At 35.2% G+C, this 22,992-nt stretch carries 17 protein-coding genes, 3 pseudogenes and 1 riboswitch; of the genes and pseudogenes, 6 read left to right on the top strand and 14 right to left on the bottom strand.

The window, feature by feature from the left end:
• Positions 1-521: 521 nt before the first annotated feature.
• The 4 genes from ABH961_RS29330 to ABH961_RS29315 all read right to left on the bottom strand — a co-directional run bounded on the left by ABH961_RS29330 (position 522) and on the right by ABH961_RS29315 (position 6,969).
• Positions 522-2,378 (bottom strand): alpha/beta fold hydrolase, encoded by a 1,857-nt coding sequence (locus tag ABH961_RS29330; protein WP_404520608.1) that lies wholly within the window; start codon positions 2,376-2,378, stop codon positions 522-524.
• Between the two features lie 58 nt (positions 2,379-2,436).
• Entirely contained in the window at positions 2,437-3,003 is a 567-nt protein-coding gene (locus tag ABH961_RS29325; protein ID WP_063259541.1) for a TetR/AcrR family transcriptional regulator, read from the bottom strand.
• A 185-nt stretch (positions 3,004-3,188) separates the two neighbouring features.
• Positions 3,189-4,394 (bottom strand): M20 family metallopeptidase, encoded by a 1,206-nt coding sequence (locus tag ABH961_RS29320; protein ID WP_098080014.1) that lies wholly within the window; start codon positions 4,392-4,394, stop codon positions 3,189-3,191.
• Between the two features lie 88 nt (positions 4,395-4,482).
• A riboswitch (SAM riboswitch) is annotated at positions 4,483-4,584 on the bottom strand.
• A gap of 75 nt (positions 4,585-4,659) precedes the next feature.
• The gene (locus ABH961_RS29315) at positions 4,660-6,969 is read right to left on the bottom strand and encodes an AAA domain-containing protein (RefSeq protein ID WP_142346277.1); all 2,310 of its coding nucleotides are present in this window, start codon (positions 6,967-6,969) and stop codon (positions 4,660-4,662) included.
• Positions 6,970-7,080: 111 nt separating this feature from the next.
• Here ABH961_RS29315 and ABH961_RS29310 point away from each other — a divergent pair, with 111 nt between their 5' ends.
• The 3 genes and pseudogenes from ABH961_RS29310 to ABH961_RS29300 all read left to right on the top strand — a co-directional run bounded on the left by ABH961_RS29310 (position 7,081) and on the right by ABH961_RS29300 (position 9,569).
• Positions 7,081-7,473, top strand: a complete 393-nt coding sequence (locus ABH961_RS29310) for a VOC family protein (protein ID WP_048543654.1) — start codon at positions 7,081-7,083, stop codon at positions 7,471-7,473.
• An 876-nt stretch (positions 7,474-8,349) separates the two neighbouring features.
• A pseudogene (locus ABH961_RS29305) lies at positions 8,350-9,075 on the top strand (hypothetical protein); the annotation flags it as partial.
• Positions 9,076-9,086: 11 nt separating this feature from the next.
• Positions 9,087-9,569 (top strand): PRK06770 family protein, encoded by a 483-nt coding sequence (locus ABH961_RS29300; RefSeq protein WP_098080020.1) that lies wholly within the window; start codon positions 9,087-9,089, stop codon positions 9,567-9,569.
• 608 nt (positions 9,570-10,177) lie between these two features.
• Here ABH961_RS29300 and ABH961_RS29295 read toward each other — a convergent pair.
• From ABH961_RS29295 to ABH961_RS29270, 6 genes and pseudogenes are all read right to left on the bottom strand, one after another.
• Positions 10,178-10,483 (bottom strand): monooxygenase, encoded by a 306-nt coding sequence (locus ABH961_RS29295; protein ID WP_048543651.1) that lies wholly within the window; start codon positions 10,481-10,483, stop codon positions 10,178-10,180.
• 256 nt (positions 10,484-10,739) lie between these two features.
• Positions 10,740-11,072 (bottom strand): annotated as a pseudogene (locus tag ABH961_RS29290) (SAM-dependent methyltransferase); the annotation flags it as partial.
• Positions 11,073-11,144: 72 nt separating this feature from the next.
• Positions 11,145-11,651, bottom strand: coding sequence for a GNAT family N-acetyltransferase (locus ABH961_RS29285; RefSeq protein ID WP_098048363.1), 507 nt, complete (start codon positions 11,649-11,651; stop codon positions 11,145-11,147).
• A gap of 249 nt (positions 11,652-11,900) precedes the next feature.
• A pseudogene (locus ABH961_RS29280) lies at positions 11,901-12,017 on the bottom strand (ABC transporter ATP-binding protein); the annotation flags it as partial.
• Between the two features lie 247 nt (positions 12,018-12,264).
• Entirely contained in the window at positions 12,265-15,462 is a 3,198-nt protein-coding gene (gene cypD / locus ABH961_RS29275; RefSeq protein ID WP_098080022.1) for a bifunctional P-450/NADPH--P450 reductase, read from the bottom strand.
• A 505-nt stretch (positions 15,463-15,967) separates the two neighbouring features.
• The gene (locus tag ABH961_RS29270) at positions 15,968-17,446 is read right to left on the bottom strand and encodes a DHA2 family efflux MFS transporter permease subunit (protein WP_098132400.1); all 1,479 of its coding nucleotides are present in this window, start codon (positions 17,444-17,446) and stop codon (positions 15,968-15,970) included.
• Between the two features lie 475 nt (positions 17,447-17,921).
• On the opposite strand from ABH961_RS29270, the gene ABH961_RS29265 reads away from it, so the two are divergent.
• The gene (locus tag ABH961_RS29265; protein WP_098132399.1) at positions 17,922-18,515 is read left to right on the top strand and encodes a hypothetical protein; all 594 of its coding nucleotides are present in this window, start codon (positions 17,922-17,924) and stop codon (positions 18,513-18,515) included.
• 295 nt (positions 18,516-18,810) lie between these two features.
• On the opposite strand, the gene ABH961_RS29260 is transcribed toward ABH961_RS29265, so the two are convergent.
• From ABH961_RS29260 to ABH961_RS29250, 3 genes are all read right to left on the bottom strand, one after another.
• Positions 18,811-19,455, bottom strand: coding sequence for a YwbE family protein (locus ABH961_RS29260; RefSeq protein WP_098080028.1), 645 nt, complete (start codon positions 19,453-19,455; stop codon positions 18,811-18,813).
• 285 nt (positions 19,456-19,740) lie between these two features.
• Positions 19,741-20,127 (bottom strand): DUF1259 domain-containing protein, encoded by a 387-nt coding sequence (locus ABH961_RS29255; RefSeq protein WP_116443090.1) that lies wholly within the window; start codon positions 20,125-20,127, stop codon positions 19,741-19,743.
• A gap of 283 nt (positions 20,128-20,410) precedes the next feature.
• Positions 20,411-20,572, bottom strand: coding sequence for a hypothetical protein (locus ABH961_RS29250; RefSeq protein WP_000441003.1), 162 nt, complete (start codon positions 20,570-20,572; stop codon positions 20,411-20,413).
• A gap of 371 nt (positions 20,573-20,943) precedes the next feature.
• Between ABH961_RS29250 and ABH961_RS29245 the strand changes: the two genes are divergently transcribed.
• On the top strand, positions 20,944-21,297 hold the full coding sequence (locus tag ABH961_RS29245) for a hypothetical protein (protein ID WP_098132398.1): 354 nt from the start codon (positions 20,944-20,946) through the stop codon (positions 21,295-21,297).
• 104 nt (positions 21,298-21,401) lie between these two features.
• The gene (locus ABH961_RS29240) at positions 21,402-21,779 is read left to right on the top strand and encodes a hypothetical protein (RefSeq protein WP_048543633.1); all 378 of its coding nucleotides are present in this window, start codon (positions 21,402-21,404) and stop codon (positions 21,777-21,779) included.
• Positions 21,780-22,146: 367 nt separating this feature from the next.
• Here ABH961_RS29240 and ABH961_RS29235 read toward each other — a convergent pair whose 3' ends face one another.
• Positions 22,147-22,806 (bottom strand): protein kinase family protein, encoded by a 660-nt coding sequence (locus tag ABH961_RS29235; protein WP_048543632.1) that lies wholly within the window; start codon positions 22,804-22,806, stop codon positions 22,147-22,149.
• Between the last annotated feature and the right edge of the window lie 186 nt (positions 22,807-22,992).

Genomic DNA, 22,992 nt, shown 5'->3' with positions numbered 1-22,992 from the left:
TTCAGAGAGGGAAATGTTATTAATACTTATTTGGATGCCCGATTTACTAATACCGGATTTTCCACCTTCTACTTATATTACTACATTATACCAATTTACTCATACTTACGCCTAACAAAATTTATCTTTTATACCTTCAGATCTTTAAAATAAAAGTCTTCTGTCTAAAAACGATAAAATAATTAAAGAACCTTATATGTTGCAGAAACTATCTCAAATCACGAAACATGTAAAACAATACAGAAAAAACTATAAAAAATTCACAATTTTTTAATTAAATTTTACTAATTGTTATTAACGGGGTACAGTCCCATCGCTATCAACCTAATAAAACAAAATACCCCCTAAAATTAAAAAATGAGCTGACTTCTCAAAATAAATAACTATAGAGAAAGAAAATTTTCATTTAGGGGGTACTTCAAAACCTTAGCTTGATGGTGATGGGGCGGGCTCCCACACAGTACGATTTTATTTCAAAGACACAACGATCTTACTACAAACTTTTTATTTATCTCACACTCTCATCCGATAGTATTACTATTTTTTATTACTAATGTTGCCGTTTCACTCGGATGGCTAAGAGGAAAATGATGGCCATATGGAACAAAATCAACCTTACCAAGATGCGATGGAGCAGAATAACCTCTGTCATAATCCCCCCAAATAATGTGAAGATTATACTTTGTTACTTCATTGAAATCACCTTGATCGTTTTTCAGTAGTAAACTGTTAAGCTGAACTGTAGTATTTAATATTCTAGGAGAAGTAAAACTGTTACTTATTTTTTCGATATAATGTTCAGGGATGCTCTCCATACTTTCAAACAAACCATTACTTAATAAATAACGCCCTATCAAATTAGTAGTTGCCAATTTTAATGTCCATTTGTTCATAAATTGGGGAACATTTAGCGATTTAGGATTTTTTTTAGCAATAGGCGGCTGAAGTAAAGTGATTGAATACTTCTTATCTATGTACTCTTGTACCAATGCTTCCAGAAGAATAAACGCACCGAATGAATGACCAATTAGATGTGCACCATTAGTAGCTTTCTCTAATAACTTTTTCACTATATTCAAATAGATATCTAGAAGATTTTTCTCTCGTTTAAAAGGAGAACGTCCCAAACCTGGAAGATCCAAGATCCATACAGGTTGACCAGTTTTTTCATGAAGCTCTTGTGCTAAAGGAAATAAATCCTCTCCATCACTCAATAAACCATGTAATAAAATAAACGGTTTACCCTCTCCTTGTAATTGGTAAAGGGTAATGTTATCACATAATGTTCGTTTAAATAAATGATTATGCTGGCCATTTTGATGCATCATTCGATAATCCAAATCAGCTACTACGGCAGGGAAAAATTTCATTACACTCGTCTTCTTAAACCAATCTCCTCCCATAATTTTTTTCGCTGAAACATTTGAAAATTTTCGTTTTGTAATAAAATTCAGTCCATCAGAAGGAATTTTTGTTATTTTACTTACTCCACTATTCATAATTGCTTTCATAAGTGGCATTGGGACAGAGAATTTTGGTGCCCTCATATTCATACTTTCCGACATAATACTTAATAATTCAGCAATGTTCTGATCGTGCTGTTTGTCTTCAACAAGTGTATATGTTTGTATAGTCGATTGCTCCAATCTGAAAACCTGCACAATAAACTTCGCAAGCTCATCGTTTGAAATAAGTGGTAACCTATATCCCTTACCTCCAGGAATCACTGGCATGAGCCCTCTTCGCATACTCATCACAAGCAAACCTAATCCTGCTATCTGCTCTGTACTCCCTGTTTTACTACTACCGACTACAGTTGGCGGATTAATTACAGAAAGCGGATAACCTACTGCTGATGCCTGGTGACGGATATAAAGATCTGCTAAAAATTTTGTTCTCTCATATGGATTTTTTATTTTCAAATAATTGTTTCCTTCTTTAAACACATCAATTGCAATCTTGCTATTTTTATCATCAAAGGGACTCATATAACCTACAACATGAATAAATTGTTGCAAGCCCTTCAATTGATGAATGCTTTTAGCTAATTCACTAATATGTTTGGCGCCATTTAAAAATACGGAAGCTGCCTCTTTACTTGTCGCTTGAATATCCATGGGGCCTCCTGCGTGAATAATCACATCCGTTTTCAATACGCTCTCCTTATCTTCAGCACTTAGACCTAAATCTATTTTCGTCAAATCACCTTCAATAAAGTGCATAACTTCCTTTTTTAAGATGCCTCTTTCTTGAAAAAGGCGTGTTGCTTTACTTTTCGACCTCACTAAAAGAAGAATTTTAACATCCTCTTTGGCTAATTCTTTCACTAATTGTTTTCCAATAAAGCCTGTTCCACCAATTAAAAATACTGTTCTCATATAAAATCCCCTTTTTAGTACTATTTAGTACTAATTTGATGTAAAAAAAAAGCTTCTTTTATCGAAGCAATTTTAAAAAATGATCTGCTGTTTTCGTAATTACAGTTGCATCCTTCAATGTTTCTGAAATAAATAACGCTCCTTCAAGATTTGTAATAAAAAGTGATGCAACCTCATCAATATTAATCGTATTTCTGAATTCTCCATTCTCTACCCCTTGTTTAAGTAATAGAGAAACTTTCTTTTGTAATCCTGTAAAAAAAAGACCTATTTTTTCTTTTATTTGCGTGGCCTGTTTAGGACTTTGAATATAAAGAGTAATAAATGGACAGCTCCCCTTATACTCTCTCGACTGAACTCCTTGTGATAATTGCTTTAAAAACAGTTGGATACGATCTTCAACTAAAAATTGAGTCTGAGAAAGTACGTCATCAATTGCAGATTGATACATTTCAATCCAATAATCAACGACCCCTTCTAATAATACTTCCTTATTAGAAAAGTGATAATACACATTAGACTTTGAAACTTTGCTTACACGTACTAATTCATCCATACTTGTATAAGCAAACCCTTTTTCTAAAAATAATGTTGCAGCTACTTCAATCACACGTTTTTGATTCATTAATTTTACCTTTGTCATAACTAGAACTATATAGTACTAATTTAAATGTTGCAAGTATTTATGTTAATTTAGAAAAAAGTTTGATTAAAAAAGTTCCACTAACATTGATTTTACTGCAAAAAAATCTTAGCATCAGCGTTACGCAAAAAAGAAAAGGAGTGGATTCCCCCACTCCCTTTAACCATCTATCCTTGATTCCTCTGCACCTCTCTAAACTCTTCCTTCACCTTCTCTAACAGCCCTTCTTCCGTAATTAATCGATACGCTGTATGTGCTAGTGCTTTTGCGGATGTAATTAATGCTTTATCTCCTAATTCTGAACGTGCTGCTTCTCTAAATTCATTCGTATGCGCAATTAAATCGTCTGGACCGATTTTAATGTACGGATGAATGGTCGGTACGACTTGGCTTACGTTTCCTGCGTCTGTTGAGCCGATGCCAAATCTTTCTTTACGATTTACGTCTTCACCTTGTAATTCTAATTCTTCGGCTACGACGTCATTAAATGTTTTTGTTACGAGTAGTTCATCGATTTCATTTTGGAATTGATGAATTTTCACTTTCGTACCTGTTGCTAATGCTGCACCTTGTGCGACGTTTCTTACTTTCTCTGTTACTTCCGCACATCTTTTTCTCGTTGCTGCGCGGATGAAGAACCTTGCTGCGGCGTAGTCAGGAATAATATTAGGTGCTTTTCCGCCCTCAGTAATAACACCATGAATTCTCACATCTGATGGGAGTTGTTGGCGAAGTGCATTAATACTGTTATACAGCTGGATAATCGCATCTAATGCGTTAATTCCTTCTTCTGGTGAGGCTGCTGCATGAGCTGTTTTTCCGTAAAAATGAAAATCAAGTGGATCGACCGCAAGTGATGGACTCGTTGGAGCTGTTTTTCCGCTCGGATGAATCATAAGCGCCGCATCAATGTTTTTAAATAAGCCAGCTTTCACATAACTCGATTTTGCGCTACCATTTGGCCCACCCTCTTCTGCTGGTGTTCCGAACACGACAACTTCTCCGCCGATTTCCTCAAGCGTTTCTGATAACGCGATCGCTGCTGCAACGCTAATTGTGCCAATTAAATTGTGACCACATGCATGACCGAGTCCTGGTAAAGCGTCATACTCAGCTAAAAATGCAATGACTGGTCCTTGTTTCCCTGAACTTTTTCGCGCGATAAATCCTGTTTCATGCCCAGCTATATTGTGCTGCAACTGAAATCCTGCGCTTCCTAACAACAAACTTAACGTTCTTGATGCGTAAAATTCTTGGTTACCAATCTCCGGATTCGCATGAATATTATGACTTGTTTCTATGTACTTTTCCTTATTTCTTTCTATACTCTCTTCAATTGTTTTTCTTTGTGACGTTACTCCTGTCGCTCCCATTTTTCTTCCTCCTTTTATTTTCACGTAAAAAAGCCTCTTTCTAAAAGATAGAAAGAGGCTTCTGTATATACAGTCAAAATGAGCTTCTTTCTTATCTTTCAAGTTACCTTGCTGGAATTGGCACAGTATTCATAAAGAATCCGCTGCCGAGGTGTCATAGGGCCAGTCCCTCAACCTCTCGTGATAAGAATTTTCATAAAATTGTATTAAATTATTTTCATTCTAAGTTCATTCCAGGCAAAAGTCAAGGAATTCCTATCCGAATTTACCGAATATCTAAAAACCCTTTTAACACACCAATTGTTTCTGGTGCTTGCAGTCTTGCACATACGTACGGAAATTCCGTACTACCTTCAAACATCATTTGAGATGTGAGCGGTGCCCCTGCCCAAAAGATTTCATCATCGATTACGATAAACGGGAATGTTTTATTTTGTCTTTGTAACTTTACATTTTTCAATGGAACTGGTCCATCACTATACACCGTTATTTGCGCATTTGTACGCATTAACGCTTGCCATACTCGCTTATCCACTTGTTTTGTGCTTGGAAGTGAAATAATAATTTTTCGTTTTGCAGCTAAAATATCTTTCAATAGCCCTTTCGGTTCTTCAAGATTCATTTCCATAAACCAGCGTAAACGTTTCGAAATTTTTCGTTCCCACAATTGTCTTGATGTCGTACGATCATACACATCTCCGTGACGTTCTATATGAGCCGTTAATTGTGATAACGCTTGTTTTCTCGAAAGGTTTTTACGCATATAATGGCAATCTGATAATTGAATGAACTTCCCTCTCGCTCTCGTTACGGCTACATTGACGAGGCGATGGTTTTTATGGTCAAAGAATAACACACCAGGTCGTTCTTGCGGATAACTATCCACCGTATCAAATATCATCATATCTCTTTCAGAACCTTGAAACTTATGAACCGTTGCTGCTAAAACTGGTATGTTTTGATATTTCGTTCTCTGCAACATTTCTCTAATACACGTTGATAAAAAGCGGGATTGTGCCCTGTAAGGTGTAACAACACCGATCGATTGAACACCATCTAACAGTCCAATTAACATCATTTGCATCGCTACTAAACCAGACATAATGTTAAAACGAGAACCTGAAGCAGCGTCTTTTAACGAAAAGGCTCCCATTAAGCTCGTATCAAATAAAACACTTGCCTCATTTGCGAACGGTTGCAATCGCGCAAGTTCTTTACGCTCTGAAACAGACGGATGATCATATACTCTATTTTTATAAATAAATGAATTTGTAAACTTCGATATATCCGCATGCATACGTCTTTGTTCCTGCAGCATAAAGAGGTTCGGATGTGCTTCTGATTTATTGACAGACTCAACAATCCCGGCATGGTAAAACATATCTTCCCCGAGCCATTTTCGAACGAGTTCATGGTTCGCCATCGCGATTGGAGGTAACTGTAAAAAGTCACCACAAACGACAATACGTTTTCCAAGTGAAGCAGCTAATGCAATTTGCGGAACATATGCCATACTCACTTCATCTACGACAACTAAATCAAATGTACGCTCATAAATAAGGGAATCAATGGCACATTTCGATAAAGTTGCGCCGATTACTTTCGCGTTTTCAATGTATTCTTTTTCTACTTCTTTAATTTTCGCTTTTTGCTTTCGAAGATCATTTTCAATCTCTTGTATACGCTTCTTATCAGCAGAAGTCGCTTTATATGATAAAATCTTTTCACGAAGATCTTGTCGTGTCTCTTCTAAATAGAGTCTTTCTTCTCCCCAAGATCCGTTCGTCGTTTCAACTAGCTTCGACGTAAGTAATGTTTCATGATTTCGTATATGTTCATGTTGACTATAACCGTAACGAACAATTTCGCCAGGTGTCCATTTCTTTTTCTTCTCAATTTGCTTCGTTACTTCGCTCATTAATACGTCTACTGCCGCATTACTATGAGCTAATACAAGTACCGATTTTCCTTTTTGATAATGAGCCGAAATAATACGTGATAAATTGTAAGACTTCCCTGTTCCAGGCGGTCCCCACACGTACGTTGTCGGATTGTAAAACGAACGATACGCCAATTCATTTTTCGGATTTTTCATCTTCTCAATATGTTTCGGACTGCTCGTCCCATCAACAAGACGCTTTATACGATTACGTTTTAACTTATCTTTATGTGCCTCTTTCAATCGCTCTTGTAGTTGCTCTAACAATTGCCACGGTTCACTGTATAAAACAGCTTCTCGTATTTCACCTTGTATATAATCATTTAATTTCAGTTCTATTTCTAATCCATGTACAGATAATACTTCTCCTGTCGCTTCCTCACCATCAAACTCAATTCGAATTGGTGAACCTTCAGGTAAGCTTACTTCCGAAATAAGCTGAAATACGTATACTGTACTTTCATAATCTGTATATAAAAAACGACCGTTCATAATAGAAATTTTACTACCACCTATCGTTTTCCAATGTTTAATTTCATACGCTAATGCATAATGCCACTCTTTCATCGTTGCCGATAATGAAGGAGTTTGAGTAGGTGTATTCATCGTATAATCTCCTTCCTTCTCCCCAAACATACTTTCTCACTATACCATAAAACACGCTAAAATTTGTAAGGTTTTTATCTTGCTTATTTTCTTAATTTTCAATAACATATTGTATATAATTTTCAGAAAGAAGGGATCTACATGCCAGTTAGAAGAATTGAACACGTCGGTCTTATGGTCGCAAACTTAGAAACATCTATTTCATTTTATGAAGTAGTAGTTGGCTTACAGCTCATTAAACGTATGGGTCACCCGAATCCCGACTTAAAACTCGCTTTTTTAGGTGTGGAAGAATCGAAGGAAACGATACTTGAATTAATTGAAGGCTACAACTCTTCTCTTCCGGCAGAAGGAAAAGTACATCACATTTGCTTTAAAGTAGATTCATTAGAGGATGAAATCGAAAGACTAAAGAAACAAAAAGTAACCTTTTTACTTGGAGAAGAAATTGAAACATTACCAGATGGAACACGTTACATATTCTTCGCTGGTCCTGATGGAGAATGGATTGAGTTTTTTGAAACGGAGAGATAAAGTGGGACTTTAATCAGTGGGGGTTTTGTTCATCCACCACTGATTATTAGTTGAACCAATCGGGCTTTTACGGGCAGTTGATCCCCCACCTAACGTCTTTGCTTCCTCTGAATTTTGAGGTGGGGGTCTTACTGCCCGTTAATGCGGGATAAAGTAAGACTTTAAGATAGAAAAAGAGCCGGGATTCCGGCCCTTTTTTTTAATGAAACATATCTTCACCCCAAAAAATCACCTATATTAAAAACAATCATTTTATTAGGAGTAAAGAATGGTAAATACAATCTATATTATTATTTTTTGGATACTTATACTCTTTCCAATCCTTTATGTAATCAAGATAAAGCATTGGAATTTAAAAGTAGTTGCCGTATTTGTTGGATTCTTCTTGGTTGATAGTAGTATAACATTATCATGAGTGCTTTTAAATGCTATTATGCATATATATAACTTTTATTATATCGAGTTGGTAGCTATGTTTTTTCTTCTTATATATGGTGCACACCTTGAAATTGTATAATGTCCTTCCATAAATCCTCCCTCATTGAAGTAGAGCGAACATCTATACTAGGAAAGAAAAAAGGAACATTTTAATAATAGAACTAGATTTTATAGTAAAATAGATACCATCGTATGAATGTACATTTTAGATATGAGCCCAATGAACCATGTGCTTATAGAATTGAGAAAGACCTTAAAATAAATAAGTTGTTTATTTTAATACTGTAATGCTTCAAGCAGTATAGTTGGGAACGTCAGGAACTTAAATGATTCAATAAGATTCAAACTATATAAAAGTTAAAGTATACGACTCAGGAAAAGAAGGTTTTGTAGTGTGCTGCACATTCAAGAATTAATTCTTACGTAGGGAGTGCTTATATGAAAAGATTGAAACATGTAATATTGCTAGTATTATGTTTCTTATGTCTAAGTGGTTGTAATCAAGAAAATGGAGCTGAGGTACAAGATTATATAAAGAAAAAACACGGTATTGATGTTGTTGTAACAGATTGGAGCCCAATAAATGAAAATAATGGTGGTAATACATACCATACTGTGCAAGAAAAAAATAACAAATATCTAAAATTCCGAGTAAAGGTACAAGGTCTCCTCTATTCATATCCAGTAGGTGATGAATACCAATATGGAAAAAAAACATATGAGGAATATAAGGAATTCAAACCAACACTAGAAGAAATGAAAAAATTAGGCTACGTGGAATCTGAAACGGAAAATGCTCTTCAATATATTTTAGATAGTAAAGATCCAGATGAAGGAAAACCAGCTAATGAATTATTATTAACTTTGCAAATGAGTAACGAGATTGACTTTAGCCAATTGGATTCAGTAGAATTAGATCGTTTATATGCTCTATTTCAACTCATTCAGGAGGGTAATAAAAAGATAACAGAACTAGAGATTAAGAATCAAAATGGTGAATCTTTAGGCGGACCTTTTAAAAATGTACAAAAAATAATAACAAAAGAAGAACTGTTACAAACAATGAAATCTACGATGTCAGATGCCGTAAACAAATATTAGGAAAAACAGATTAGAGCGCACACCAAAGTAGAGGCAAGATTAATGGTACACTTCAATAAAAGGGGGTACGAGGTTTGAAAAAGTGGATTAAAATCACATTAAGCTTAGTTATTGCTATAGCAGTTGGTATTTTTACCGGTTACAAAGTCGGTACGTATGCAGGTTCAGACGTTAAGGAAAAGCAGACTGAGAAAATTAAAGGCGAAGAGGTAATACTTGACCTCAATTCTGATCGTCATATAATCAATGCCATGCACAAAATGACTCATCAAAAAGTATTATCTCACGAAAAGCAAGGATTTATTAAAATGACTCCAGAAAACATCGAAATAGTACGTCGAGTAATTGATGAAAGTAATAGTGGAACCTTACAACATAAAGAACAGTACCTCAAGATTTTGGTTCGTTGGTATGAAGGCGATTTCTCTCAATCCGTTGAGGAGCATAATTTATTATGGGAATGGGACAATAACAGCATTGGTCAAGCATACGAATTAGCGACGCTGGAACAAGAAGCAGCATACATTCTAGAACAAGGGAAGTCTGAAAAACAATAAAGGGGTATTGTCACATCGGTATTAAGCTAATAAAAAGAGATGCCCCTAAAATAAAAAACACGCTACCCTTTCTGTAGATTCGTAGGAAAGGATAGCGATGAAATATTCCCTCTATTTGTCCCGTATCGATACGCGAGAAACAACATTATTTATTATATGCCAAAACAATAACAATAACGGGCCTGTCTATCAGGTCTCTTCTCGCATTTTTCTGTTATATTCCTTTAAAAATAACTTAATTCATACAACCTTCGTTACTCCTAGTTACTAAACATTATTTATTTCTATAATTTTGTAACATGTATAGACAGGTATATATATTATGATCAACTTAGCAAATTACAAATAAATTTGCATTTCCTGTGCCCCTTACCTCCCAGTAAGGGGCGTACCCTTTTATAAATAACTATTTTAATAATATTTTTTCACAGCACATTCTCGTCAATTTCACAAATGTAAGAACCTTCATAAATTAGACTTAATATAACCTTTTCCAAGGAACTATATGCCGATACACGAATCCCTATTTATATAGGGATTTTTTTATAAAGGAAGAATTCAAAAAAGAAGGGATTATCCCCCTTCTTTTTTGAATTCTGTGTCCCTCATTATTTACTATAACCACGATTCAGTTTCGTTAACTTTTCATTGATGTGAAAAATTCTTACTCTAATATCTTTAACACCAGATGCTTGAAGTCTATTCTTGTGCATTTCTCCATATTTTTCAGCATCTTGTTTTTCTTCAAATACATAGATGCCTCCAGCTTCTTTCGTTTCTTCATTCTCCGTCCATATTTTCCAATGGAATCCTTCTTCTTCATTAATACTTTTTGCTAAATCCAAAAATGCTTTTTCCATTTCTTCACCAAAAGGACCTTCAAACGGAAAATCAACTTGCAATAAATATGCCATTTTCACTCACTCCTATGTTCAATATTTTCAATTCAAACGCAGATAATATCTTAAATGAGTACTGCTATTATTCCTGCACTCATTTGAAATTCCACCTGCATTTTCACAACCCTTTTTATAAAATAATTATAAAATGACAGCAACTTGAACGCATACCGTTTAGCGGACTTAGGTTATGTTAAAAAAAACAGCCATTCCTTAGTGAAACGGCTGTTTTCGTAATTCAATAAAAGCTCCCAGATTGCGGTATATATTTTTAAATATTATTTTGTTTTTTTGACTTGATTATAATAAAAGATGGACTTCGCGATTCGTTTATTAAATCTGGCATTTTCTCTATCCCTGCCAAAGTTGATTGTGGTTCAATTATTTTATCCGACGAAAGCCCGTGTTCAATTAAAGTATTTATTAATGTGGCAACAGTTCTATAATAAATAACCACACTATCGTCAACAAACCAGTTGTGTACTCTAATTCCTTCTTCTTGATAATTATCTAATGCCCAGTGTGATTTATTACCATCCTCAGTTTTTATCCAATGGTTGCTTCCTTTGCGAGCTGCTGCTATTGGATGTTCGGTTGAAAAGATAGCACAATTTTAATTATGATTTTGATTTTGATTTTGATTTTGATTTTGATTTAAACAATGCGTTCTGAGACACTACTCTTCTTCTAAAATAGCGTAATAATATTCATCCCACCATTCATTTCCATGGGGGATACACTTCCTGAAATATCCTTCTCTTCTCATTCCAATTCTCTCCATTAATCGATATGACGGGGTATTTTGTGGCTGACATGTAGCTATAATTCTATGTAATTTCATTTCCTTAAACCCATATTTTAATGTAGCTTGTGCTGCTTCAGAAGCATATCCTTTATTGAAATATTTAGGATTGAATACCCACCCAATCTCATAAGTATGCTCACCAAAATATTTATGAAAAACAATATGACCAATCAGAATATTTTCATCTACCAGTATCACAGGAAAGTTCTCTGCATTTTCACCCATATTTCTATTTACAAAGTTTCTTGTATCTTCTTCAGTAAAAACTCCTTCGGGTATGTATTTCATAACATTGCTATCTGATGTATACTCATGGACAGCTTGCCAATCTTTGAACTCAAAATTTCGTATTAATAATCTTTCTGCTCTTATAAACATTTACTTTTCTCCTCTCAAAAAATCGTTTCTTTATTCCAAATCCACATTCAACCCTTAAACTAAAAAGAACTTGTAGAAATCTCTGCAAGTTCTTTTTAGTTTAAGGTGAATATATGGGACAGACAAACTATCTTACAGATTCATTATAGAAACTACAGGAATAGTACTTTGACAAACATATCATATAACAAATATTAACATTTGTATATTTCAAAAATTTTGTTAATTGAGAACAAAAATAGCTTTTTCTTAACTATTCTTAATTTCGTTTAATACTAACTTCATTTTACTTAAATAAAATGCTCGATCTGATTTTTTTGCAACTTCTTGTGAATGAGTAACAACAATTACGCATTTTGTTGATTTTAAATTAAAGTCTACTTCTCCCTGATGGTTCCCCTTTTTATTAAGTCAAATCTACCATGTTGTGTATATAAAGCATAAAGATTATTAGATTTTGAATCAACATATACATCCCTTTTATTTAAAAATAAGAAAACCCCATATTCAATAAAAAATACAGGGTTTTTATAAATCAGTTTATTTTGTTTAAAATTATACTTGGTCGAAAGAAGTTCGTGAATGAAATAGTACTTATCTAATTAAGAAGAATTTAGATTCCAGCCCAAACATCTTTTCCATATCGCCCTTCGTCTTGCACACGTTCCAACCAATCCCTTGCTTCTTTTTCACTGACTTCATGAATTTCTTGATATGCTTGACAAAGGGTGTCTTCTACGTCAGGAGCCATTTTACTTCCATCCCCGCATATATAAAGATGAGCCCCATTATCTAATAACGAAATTAAATTGATTCTATCTTGTTTTATTAAATGTTGTACATATGTTTTAGGATGTCCTTCTAAGCGAGAAAAAGCTGTGTGTAACGAAATTAATCCATCTCTTTCATCATTTTCTAGTTCTGTACGATAGAGATAATCCTTTTCAGGATGACGACAACCAAAATATAGATGTGCTTGTCCTAAGTTAATACCTTTTTGCTTTTGAACACGACGCGCTTGCAAGAATCCACGGAATGGTGCAATTCCAGTACCTGGTCCAACCATGATAATTGGTGTTTCTGGATTTTCAGGTAATTGAAAGTTTGATTGTGGCGTTCGAATGAAACAAATAATCTCATCTTTATTATGACGCTGAGCTAAATAATTAGAAGCGACTCCTTCATATGTCCCTCCCCCACTCCATGCAGGTGCATTAACAACACCAACCGTAATGCTCAGGCGATCCTGTGCAACGAGTGGAGAGCTTGAAATAGAATAGTAACGCGGTTTGAGCGCAGGAAGAAGTTCTAAAAAGCGTTCAAATCGGATTTCACAAGCCTCATACTTTTCAAGAAGATCCAACATTGACATACGTTTCTTTAATATTTGTTCATGATAAACTCCCTCTTCCAATAATGATTCCAATTCCTTTTTATGAGGAGGGCATGCTGTGAATGTCACCATTTCTCGTATTTGTGCTCGAGTGGCTGCTTCTTGCACTTCTACACTATAACTAAGAAGGTCAAATAAACTAACAGGACTGTCTAAAGGTATGTGATTTACACTACGCCCACTTGCGCTCAATATGACTTGATCTTTCCCGTTTAATCCAAAGCGTTTTAAAATTCGGTTGACATTTTTCTCACTATTAATTGGCAGCACCCCAAGGTGGTCTCCTTCTTGATACGTAGCACCTTCTGGCAAAGATATCTCAATATGTCGTGTGCTTCTTTCGCTGCTAGATGATTGAAGCTCTCGATTTTCTAGTATAGTTGCATAAACCGCTTCATATGTTCGCGCCAGAGGAGATCCTCCAAGACGACTAACAAATTGTAAACTTAATGTACTGCGTTCTCTCTCAATGTTTTTGTTAAGTTCCAATCCAAATGCCTTCATCGCATCAGACCACATACTTTGTTTCCATTGCTCGAGCTGTTCCTCGAAATCACCACTTGCATCCGCTTCCCCGCGTTTAGAAAATCTTGTTGCTCCTTTTTGAGCCATTTGCTCATCAATGTATCTTGGAATTCGCTGATAAGTACTAGCCCAATTATGATCTCCACAACCAAAGACTGCGTATTGAACACCTTTTAGCTCATCCGGTTTTAATTCTTCCAACCATTGCACAAACTGCCCTGCATTACTTGGTGGTTTTCCATTATAAGAAGAAGTTACAATAAGAACCGCCCCTTCTTTTGGCAGACTTCCAATTCGATCGTTAAGAGCTACCACTTCCGTTTGAACACCTTCTAAACTAGCTGTATCTGCCAGTTCTCTTGCAATACCTTCTGCTACCCCTGTATCCGATCCATATAGAACAAGAAGTGAAAGATTATCGGCCCCAGTAATAGAAGGAGTCTTCTGAACTTGCTGCTTGGTTTCATGGTTTTTCAGTTTCTCCTCTATAGGCGCAAGAACAGTAGTATGGCTAATAGTTTGATTTCGGGGTAGAATCCTAATTTTAAAATCACCAGGCTTTAACGTTAATGTTTGTTTTACATCCAGCTGATAGTCTTGATAATCAATGAATTCAAAATGTTGAAGAAGCATTCCCATTACGAGTGTAGCTTCATGAAGTGCAAACTGCATACCGATACATGCCCGTTGACCATTTCCAAATGGCTTATAAGCATGATGAGGAACCTTATCCAGATCTTCAAATCGTTCAGGTTGGAATTCTTCCACGTTGTCTCCCCACGCGTCTTTATCCCTATGTAACTGTGGAATAAGAACAGAAATACGATCTTCTCCTTTCTTAATTGGATATTTCCCACCAATCACTGTATCTTCTTTTGCATAGAGACTGAATGCTGGAGCAGTAGGCCATAGACGTAGCGATTCATTTAAAATCATCCGTATATACTTAAGTTTCATAACTTGTTGGTATGTTGGAGTAGGATCTGTCAAAACCCGATCTACTTCTTCATAGGCTTTTTTCAATTTATCCGGATTCTTTAATAAAAAATAGATTGCAAAAGATAATAATCCACTTGTTGTTTCATGCCCAGCTATTAAAAAAGTGATAATTTGGAAACGAATATTTTCATCATCTAATTTTTCACCAGTTTCCGGATCCTGCACATTTAACATACGGGAAAGCAAATCATTTTCTTCCTGATTTCCACTACTTTTACGTTCGGCAATAATATTATCCACTAAGGAAAACATAGATTGAATATCATGCTGAAATTGACGTTTCGTTCTCCACATAAGTTTGTCTTCTATATCCAGCCGCTGTAATTGGTGCATCGCCTCATCTAGAGCACGGCTCATGCTAGTAATAAAAGGATGAGGGGTCTCACGATAAAAGCTATTAAATCGATAATTAAAACCACATAGACCAATTGTATCCAATGTAAGGCGAGTCATATCCTCCGGTACATCTACGCTTTCATTCGGATTAAGCCGTGCCCATTTTTGAACGAGTTGTACGGCAAGATCGACCATCATAGCATGATAATCTTTCATTGCTCGTTGGCTGAATGTAGGCATCAAAATATTATGAGCTTTTTTCCAGTTAGGCTCATGAGTCTCGCTTGTAAATAATCCGTCTCCAGCAAAGGCGCGAACTTTCGCTAAAGCACCCTCTATACTTTTATCAAATCTTGTTTCGTCACAGACTTCTGCTACCAGTTCATGCCCAGAAACGACAATGATGGTATCACTTAAAGTTTGAATTTGAAAAATGGGACCATACTCTTCCGCTATCTTGATAAAAGATAAGGTCGGCTTATCTTTATCGATTAATGGGAGATTCCCCAGCAATCCATATGTTTTCGGTTGAGGAATGGCAGATACTTTTTTATCCATTAAAAACACCCTTTCAAAAAAGCATAAAATAAAATATCCCATTCAATAAAAAGAAGATAGCAATGAATCGCCTGGGATAAAGATATGTAATTGATTACCTTATTTTATCTTTTCCCTAACTATTCACGATTATGATACTGCTTATCAGGTTGTTAATCTAAGTTGTTTGTCTCTATTACCTTTATAACTTGCAGAAAAAATACTAAATTAAAATGAAGTGTATTATGATAATGTTTATCAGAAATTGAGAGCTAAAGATTGTAGTATTAGGAAAACCAGTAGTTTCTAATGTCAATTCAAACAAATACGATAAGTAAGTATACTGTGTTGCTAATGAAAAAGGATCTGATATGAATATCAGATCCTTTTTACTATATATAATTATTTCACTGATTCTTTTCCAAATTTAAATACCTGCGCCTTAGCAGCAGAAGTTCGCATTTCTTCATAGTCTAACTAAACAGTAAAAACTTATAGGAGTCATGATCTAAAGTTTTATTTTACTCTACCGATTTAACCTCTCGACAGCTTCTGCGCTTGTATCTACACGTTTAACGAAAAAAACTAATAGTAGTGCAACAATATTCATGCCAAGCGCTACATAGAATGAATATTGAATTCCGGATAATAAAGCCTTCTGAGTTAACATTGCCTTCGTAGCTTCTGTGAAGGTTGTTGGATCTACATCAGCCATTAAACTTTCAGCTTTTGTTTTTGTTACAGAATTCATAATCGTAACAAGAATAGCAGTACCAATTGAACCGGATACTTGTTGAGCTGTATTATTAACAGCTGTACCGTGCGGATTTAAGCGAGTTGGCAATTGATTAAGGCCATTTGTCATAAGCGGCATCATCACCATCGCCATCCCAAACATCCGCAGCGTGTAAATAAGAATAATATGCGTGTGACTAGAGTCGAGTTGCAGATTTGCTAGCATATAAGTTGAAACGGCTGTAATGGAAAGTCCTACTATACCAAGAATACGAGGGCCATATTTATCAAATAGTTTACCTGTAATTGGTGACATAATCCCCATTATTACCGCACCTGGAAGCATCATCAGCCCAGAGCTCAGCGGTGAAATACCGCGGACGTTTTGTACATAAGCTGGTGTTAAAATCATACCCGAAAACATGGCCACCGCGTTAACAATCGCAATTACAGACGCAAGTGCAAACATTGGGTACTTGTAAACACGTAAATCCAATAACGGTTCATTCATTTTTAATTGACGGATAATGAAAGTAATTAGGGCAATAGCGCCTATAATTAAGGTTGTTAAAACAACTTTATTCGTCCAACCGTCGGAGCTTGCAGAACTGAATCCATATAACAAACCGCCAAAACCGACAGAAGATAATAGTAATGAGAGATAATCAAGTTTTGCATTTTTGTTTTGTCTCATGACATTCTCCGATTTCCAAACCCCTAACAGTAAGCTAATGATTGCTAACGGTAAAATCATTTCAAAAAGCAAACGCCAGTCATAATATTCTACAATATAACCCGATAGTGTCGGTCCAATTGCTGGAGCTGTAATCATAACTAACCCAAAAATCCCCATCGCTGTTCCCCTTTTTTCTCTTGGAAAGCTTACTAGCATAATATTCATTAATAAAGGCCCCATGACTGAAGAACCTGCTGCTTGAACCATCCGGCCAGTAAGTAATAAACTAAAGTTCGGTGCTAAAGCCGCTAAAGCCGTACCAAGAATAAAAATCAACATAGATGTAATAAATAAGCTCCTATTGGAGAAGCGGGTTATTAAAAATGCTGATGCCGGAATTAATACACCACTTACAAGCATATACCCTGTAGAAAGCCACTGAATCGTTGAATAATCTTTTATGTCTAAATCCTTCATTATTGATGGCAAAGCTACGTTTAAAAGCGAGTTATTTAGAAATGAAACAAATGCTCCAATAAAAAGGATTACAAGCATTAAATATGGTGGCTTTCTTTTATGTAATGTTTCACTCATATATTCATTTACCCCTTCATTATAAATTCCATTAATTAGTTCAAATCGTTTGCATATCTGCACAACAATACATGATCCTTTCAGTATTTTGCCAAACTCTTCGAATGGATATTCTCTTTTTAGTAATTCTACTTGCTCGACATAAAATGTTAAAATTTTTTTACTGATTAAACCTTTATAAACACGTTTGTTAACCAAAATTAAATTAGGCTGAATTAAACAAAAGGAGCAATTAAAAATACCCTTCTAAAATAAAGTGAAACTTTAATCAGTGGTGCTTTTACAGGCAGCCGCTTTCACTGAATTTTGAGGTGGTGATGTCTTATAGCCCACAAATTGCGGGATACATTAACAAGTCAATACACCTATTCCTTTAAATACAGGCTTGTAAATCTGGTTATGTAACCATCCATAAAAAGGAATATTACATAGGCTAAGTCTAACATTACATTTTTAAAGTGAGGGGAATAAACTTATGCACCAATATTGGTATTTGAATTCAGAGGGAAATGGAGAGCAATATAATAACCAAATTGCAATGTCATCATTATATTTACAGCCCCAAATAGCTAAAGCTGAGGGAATGAATGATTTGAAGATTCCTGAGAATTGGAGTTGTCGAGTCTATCCATTTGGTTGGGATTCACCAGCCAACTATACGGGTTTCAATCCCGAGCCCCCTCCCTTCTCTTTAGGTCAGCCAATCCATTATGCAGGGATGATGCCCCAAGGACATCCTGCTAATTGGACTCCATTACCAGGCCATGCAGGTAATTTCCAAAAACCTCCCTTACCCTGGGCTCAACCATTCAATCATACAGGGATGTTCGCACAAGGTCATCTCGCCGCTTTACTATCGCCACCAGCTAAAGCTTTTAATTTTAATACCAATAATAACTGGGGTATTTTTGGAAACCCTCCAGGATGGGGAGGACAGGTAAGTCCTATGGGATGGGGGAATAACGGTCAGCCAGGAATGCTTGGAAACTTACTGACAGTAGGAAAAGGCACCATGAATGGAATTGGAATGCTTAGTAGTCTAATCGGTATGGGAAAGTTCTTCTTTTAGTTAATTAGAACAGGCGAATAAGTCCATAACCCAGAACAAAAAAACATTTCCTTTAATCTTCTCAAACATACTCCCTCCAAGTTCGCTTCCTCTCCTTTCAAATCATAAAAAACATCTATTACCTTGTATGTGATAACTTGATAGAGATGTGGTGACATGAACAAAACGCAAATTTCGTACGCTAAGCAAAACGCTACAAAAAAAACAGTTCCTTTACGAAAGAACCGTTTTTTTGTAGCGTTTATTTATTTATTTATTTATTTATTTATTTAAAAAGTAGTCAAATCTTTTTTCACTAATTAACACTTTGAACACGGCCAATTTGTCCATCTTGTAATCGAACTTTAATGCCGTATGTATGTGTTTCACTATGTGTTAAAATGTCTTTCACAACACCACTTACAGTTTTACTATAGTCATTATCTAATTGAATAACTACATGTGAACCAACTGAAATTTGTGATCTTGTTGGTTTCCCACCTGTTGCTTGTGTTGTTTTTTCTTGTTTTTGTGTTCTCTCTTGTTGTATAGACTGTTGTTGCTGAGTCTTCTGCTCTTGTTGTTTACGTTTTTCTTCTACTCTTTGTTGCTCTTCTTGTTTACGCTTCTCTTCTTCTACTCTTTGCTGCTCTCCTTGTTTACGCTTCTCTTCTTCTGCTCTTTGTTGTTCTTCTTGTTTACGTTTTTCTTCCTCTGCTTTTTGTTGCTCTTCTTGTTTACGTTTTTCTTCTACTCTTTGCTGCTCTTCTTGTTTACGCTTCTCTTCTTCTACTCTTTGTTGCTCTTCTTGCTTACGTTTTTCTTCCTCCGCTACTTTTTTATCTTCATCTATTTTTTGCTCATCTGATGCCACTTTTAATTTTTCTTCATCACCTTTACAAGCACTTAAAGACATTACACACAAACTCAAAATTACAAAAAATAACAATTTCTTTAACATTAAAAAATCCTCCTATATATACATTACAAATCAATAACTTTCATAGCATAACAAAAATATAAGCCTTTCTTTGTCAAAATTTGTCGTATATTTCATTTTCTACTAAAAGACTGACTCTACAATAAAAGCGGAAATTATTATATCGATTCGTGCATAGGAATTACGTTCGTTTGTTAATCAAGTGAACTTAATTAATGAAATACAAGGAAAAACATTCATCTTATGTATGAAAGGATCTTTCAATTAAAGATCCTTTTATATCGCTCATTTAACTAAATAGATTGGTTAATTACATAACGCTTTTCTAACTTTCCTTGCAAAGCTTAGCGGATCATCAACGTCTTCGATATTAACGTAAATTAAATTCGGCTCATCACATAACCACTCATTGTGTATAGACGAAACGATTATTCCTTGTTTAATAATTGTAGCAACAAACCCATTGACTTCTCTTTGCAATAGCGCTACCCGTCCTAAACATAATGCTCGTCCAGTTTTATTATCTCGTGATTCGAATGAGAAGGAAGTTGTTACTCTAAAACGTTTCCCTAAGATAGTTGCTTGTATTTCATCCCGATTTATTGTAGCCACGCATTTTCCACCGGCGAACCCTTCTTGGCCACCGATAATTCTTGCAAACTGTTGACAAACTAATTCATCATTAAACGCCATACCTTGAATCATCCCCTTTTATTATTAGGTTATGAATGAATACTGAGGTCTGAAACGGTAATGAATCTATTCTATTACAAAAAATATTATCGAAGTCTATTATATGGTAAGGCATTTTTAGAGAACAAAAAAAACACCCTAAGGTGCCATCCTCCGACTTGAGAATCATATCTATGTATGGAGAAATTTAAAAAAGAGAAGGTTCTAACTATAATTTATAAAGCTATTATGCCATGAATTACATACATATTTCCTTATTTACTGGGAGCAGAATCCCATTATATTACTTTCTGATCAGTCTCGTTAAAGCCATCCCAATAAATCCAGCCCCCATCCCTATTAGCCATCCAGCATGCGTATCGCCTAATATAGATCCCACTCCTCCACCAAGAAACATGCAGCCAACAAATACTAATCCTCCAATTCCCCAATTCGGTCGTTCCATATTTCAATCACATCCCTTCAATAAAACATATGCGATTAACTAGCCTAACTTTCTTGCATAGGATAGTTAATTATTTTGCTTATGTTTAGCACTATCAGGGAATTCATAAGATGCGAAGATTGAACCATTTGAATGAATTGCAGAGGGTGAATTTCATTTTTTCATATTATAATAACTTAGGAATGTGTTCCACAATCTATGACTCACCCCACCGCTATCCAGCTCAGAAAAGAAAGCAAAAACGAAAATTATATGCATCATTGACTACTGTTAATGAGACGTTATGTTAACCTCACATGAAAACCCTATTCATCCAAATTTACACAAAGTTGTCCTTGCTGATGGTACAATTAAAATCATGGAGGGATATTATGGGGATTTTTGTAATAACAATACTTCTTATAAACGGCACTGCAATATTCTTATTTTTCTTGTCTGTTTCACCAAAAATTAAGGCTAAAAACCTATCTTCAATAATGATCTGTTTAGGGATAAATTTAATCATAATTCCAGCGGCTTTTCTTATAGGTGGGATAGCTGATTATGCAGGTGTAGCGGCTAATTATGGGGCTTATTTCGCGGGTGAGTCGGCAACAGCTCCTCCTCTAGTTAGTCGTGCACTTTATTTTTTCGGAGGATTTCTCTTTATTCAGGGAATACCGCTGCTCATACTACTTGCAGCTTTTTGGAAGTTTGCTAGAGCAAAGAAAATAAAACAAGTATAGCAGGACGAGTGGATGCCTTTTTAGAGTAGGGATCCGCTTTTTTCTTACTACTAATAATAGGATTTCATGTCATACGATAGAGTTCATATTAGAAAACTGTGAGGATGATTACGTTGATAAAATTTGTAATTAGTTATGCTGCAAGTCTGTTTGCTTTTATTTTTGGATGGTTCTTGATTTCATATATTTCTCATCCTAGCTTTATTCACCCGAACGTTGTATTAGGATTCATTAAAACGATCGTCACTTATGGTAGTATACCGGCTCTTGTAGCTTGTCTAATTGGGGAAGTGTTATACAGGAAAGTCAAACGATGTAGAGAATTTCAATTCGGAATTCCTGTATTTATAGGACAAGCAGTTATCTATACACTTATACCATTTCTTTTTCTTTTTCCTTTTAATTTTTCTCATTTCTTTGATTTCGTTGCACCTGTTATTATGGGGGCCTTATCTTTTTATTTCGTACGTAGAAAAATATAATTAACTTCAAAAGTGTGACAGAAAGAAGCTGGAGTGAATAAAACCACACTGTATAACCATACAGAGCTCAAAGAACGCATCAATTCTTGCGAAATAAACAAGAAAAAGCTCTAGGTTTAAACAAAACGAGAACAATCAAAATGCCGTCATTTCTTTTCTTGAAAGAAGAATTGAAAAGATAGAGTAAAAAGTATAGAGGGCTTGAAGAAAAAATAAGTAATTGTGTGAAAAAGGAAATATAAAGCTTACTGATTACTTCATGAAGTTATAAAATTAGGACCGTACATATTAGACATAACTAAAATGTACGGTCCTTTTGTTTACTAGTGGTTCACTTATCTAACTTAAAGATAAGTATGTGGTCTTTTTACAATTTGAATTTCTTTTTAAGCTTTTTATATTTTCTATACGAACGTCTAACAATGTTTAACATAAAATACGGTATTTTAATAGGGAAAGGAAATTTATAAATGAAAGGCAAATAAAATGTAAAATATGCCTTTTCTAGGTCTCTCCACTTACTATCTTCTTTTGTTTTCAAGAAGTCAGATACATCGACTACATACCCTCTTCCGTTTTCCATCATCACATTTTTCCCGTGAACATCACAAGGAGTTAATCCTTGTTCTCTTGCATACTCTAAAGCTTCATTGATATCAAGGATCACCTGCTTAGGAATTTTAATCCCCTTATGAACAGCATCGTATAAGGTAATTTCTTTTAAACGTTTCAATACTATGAAATTTTCTCCTTTATATATAAGCTTCGAATAAGAAGGATGATTTCCGATTCTTCGGTATACTTCTGACTCTTTTTCAATTCCTTCTCCTTCTCGTGCGTAAACTTTCACTACCCATTTTTTGTATCCTTTATGCATAAATACTGCGGCATAATTACCTATCCCTAAACACTTCCAAAGTCTAGGAATATCTTTAACTACTACAGGCTCGAATTCATCCTCACTTCTAATGCTTACCTCTTTTAATAATTCGTCCTTTATCAATCTCACAAAATTGTTTATACTCATCATTTTCACTCCGGTTTTGCTAAAAAGGGGCCCACCCCATTGCCATCAACCTAAGCTTTTGAGATACCCCCCATAACGAAATTTTCACCTTTTTACAGTTATTTATGAGAATTCAGCTCATTTTTTCGTTTTGGGGAACAATCAATTTCTTAAGTTGATGGGTATGTGATAATGCTTCCATTTGAA

Origin of the sequence: Bacillus sp. RC251 (assembly GCF_044908765.1) — a bacterium.
In the GTDB taxonomy this organism is placed as follows: Bacteria; Bacillota; Bacilli; order Bacillales; family Bacillaceae_G; genus Bacillus_A; species Bacillus_A wiedmannii.
This window is presented reverse-complemented; position numbering and strand designations above follow the sequence as displayed.

What these genes read in the sequence shown, in the direction of transcription:
- ABH961_RS29330 (WP_404520608.1), bottom strand. Translation starts at nt 2,378, where the DNA reads ATGAGAACAGTATTTTTAATTGGTGGAACAGGCTTTATTGGAAAACAA.
- ABH961_RS29325 (WP_063259541.1), bottom strand. Translation starts at nt 3,003, where the DNA reads ATGAATCAAAAACGTGTGATTGAAGTAGCTGCAACATTATTTTTAGAA.
- ABH961_RS29320 (WP_098080014.1), bottom strand. Translation starts at nt 4,394, where the DNA reads ATGGGAGCGACAGGAGTAACGTCACAAAGAAAAACAATTGAAGAGAGT.
- ABH961_RS29315 (WP_142346277.1), bottom strand. Translation starts at nt 6,969, where the DNA reads ATGTTTGGGGAGAAGGAAGGAGATTATACGATGAATACACCTACTCAA.
- ABH961_RS29310 (WP_048543654.1), top strand. Translation starts at nt 7,081, where the DNA reads ATGCCAGTTAGAAGAATTGAACACGTCGGTCTTATGGTCGCAAACTTA.
- ABH961_RS29295 (WP_048543651.1), bottom strand. Translation starts at nt 10,483, where the DNA reads ATGGCATATTTATTGCAAGTTGATTTTCCGTTTGAAGGTCCTTTTGGT.
- ABH961_RS29285 (WP_098048363.1), bottom strand. Translation starts at nt 11,651, where the DNA reads ATGTTTATAAGAGCAGAAAGATTATTAATACGAAATTTTGAGTTCAAA.
- cypD (WP_098080022.1), bottom strand. Translation starts at nt 15,462, where the DNA reads ATGGATAAAAAAGTATCTGCCATTCCTCAACCGAAAACATATGGATTG.
- ABH961_RS29270 (WP_098132400.1), bottom strand. Translation starts at nt 17,446, where the DNA reads ATGAGTGAAACATTACATAAAAGAAAGCCACCATATTTAATGCTTGTA.
- ABH961_RS29265 (WP_098132399.1), top strand. Translation starts at nt 17,922, where the DNA reads ATGCACCAATATTGGTATTTGAATTCAGAGGGAAATGGAGAGCAATAT.
- ABH961_RS29260 (WP_098080028.1), bottom strand. Translation starts at nt 19,455, where the DNA reads ATGTTAAAGAAATTGTTATTTTTTGTAATTTTGAGTTTGTGTGTAATG.
- ABH961_RS29255 (WP_116443090.1), bottom strand. Translation starts at nt 20,127, where the DNA reads ATGGCGTTTAATGATGAATTAGTTTGTCAACAGTTTGCAAGAATTATC.
- ABH961_RS29250 (WP_000441003.1), bottom strand. Translation starts at nt 20,572, where the DNA reads ATGGAACGACCGAATTGGGGAATTGGAGGATTAGTATTTGTTGGCTGC.
- ABH961_RS29245 (WP_098132398.1), top strand. Translation starts at nt 20,944, where the DNA reads ATGGGGATTTTTGTAATAACAATACTTCTTATAAACGGCACTGCAATA.
- ABH961_RS29240 (WP_048543633.1), top strand. Translation starts at nt 21,402, where the DNA reads ATGATTACGTTGATAAAATTTGTAATTAGTTATGCTGCAAGTCTGTTT.
- ABH961_RS29235 (WP_048543632.1), bottom strand. Translation starts at nt 22,806, where the DNA reads ATGAGTATAAACAATTTTGTGAGATTGATAAAGGACGAATTATTAAAA.